We start from the raw sequence: 840 nt of genomic DNA on the forward strand, positions 1-840 counted from the left end.
GGGCCGACCGAGACCACGATCTATGCCACGCTGAGCGCCCCGCTGGTGGCGGGGTCGGGGGCCCCGCCGATCGGCTCACCGGTGGGTCAGGCGGCGTTGTTCGTCCTTGATGGGTGGTTGCGTCCGGTGCCGGTGGGGGTGATCGGTGAGTTGTATGTGGCCGGCGCCGGGGTGGGCGTGGGTTATGTGGGCCGCGCGGGGTTGACCGGGTCGCGGTTTGTGGCGTGCCCCTTCGCCGGGCCCGAGGCCCCCGGACAACGCATGTATCGCACCGGGGACCTGGTGTGTTGGCGCGCTGATGGGCAGCTGGACTACTTGGGCCGCGCCGATGAGCAGGTCAAGATCCGCGGCTACCGCATCGAACTCGGCGAAATCCAGGCCGCCCTGACCGCATTGGATGGGGTGGAGCAGGCGGTGGTGCTCGCCCGCGAAGACCAACCCGGGGCCAAACGCCTGATCGGCTACATCACCGGGCACGCCGACCCCGCAACCCTGCGCAGCGCGCTGGCCGAACACCTGCCCGCCTACATGATCCCCGCCGCCATCATCGCCGTAGACGCACTGCCGCTGACCCCCAACGGCAAACTCGACACCCGCGCCCTGCCCGCCCCCGACTACACCACCACCGAGCACTACCGCGCCCCCTCCACGCCCACCGAGGAAATCCTGGCCGGCATCTACGCCGACATCCTCGGCCTCGAACGAGTCGGGGTCGATGACTCATTCTTCGAACTCGGCGGCGACAGCATTTCGGCGATGCGAGTCATCGCCGCGATCAACAAGGGTCTGGACACTGGTCTTTCCGTGCGGGCGGTGTTCGAGGCACCCACGATCGGCCAG

At 68.9% G+C, this 840-nt stretch carries 1 protein-coding gene; it reads left to right on the forward strand.

The genetic code is table 11. The annotated features are described in order from the left end of the window. The coding region (locus AC5Y7E_RS24195) for a phosphopantetheine-binding protein (protein WP_499950942.1) at positions 1-840 on the forward strand (840 nt) is incomplete at both ends.

The sequence above is a fragment of the Mycobacterium sp. NGS17 genome (assembly GCF_059813205.1).